Here is a 251-nt window from a genome sequence, read left to right as displayed (position 1 = left end):
TAGCCGCGGATCTTGACCTGCTCGTCGACACGGCCCAGATACTGCAACTGCCCATCGGCACCCCAGCGCACCAAATCCCCAGTGCGATACATCCGCTGCCCAGGCGCCCCGACCGGACACGCCACAAACCGTCCCGCGGTGAGCCCGGGCCGGCGCACATAGCCCACACCCACACCGTGCCCGGCCACATACAACTCGCCCACCACACCCGTCGGCACTGGATGCAACCACTGATCCAGCACGAACAACGC

The 251-nt window shown here is 66.5% G+C and carries 1 protein-coding gene; it reads right to left on the bottom strand.

Annotated elements, in window-relative coordinates; translation table 11 throughout:
- Positions 1–251: hypothetical protein (locus AC5Y39_RS21260; protein ID WP_500021726.1), on the bottom strand; the 251-nt coding region annotated here is incomplete at both ends.

This window comes from Mycobacterium sp. NGS39, assembly GCF_059812765.1.
Note: the sequence above shows the minus strand (reverse complement) of the source record. Positions and strands in the feature narration are given on the sequence as shown.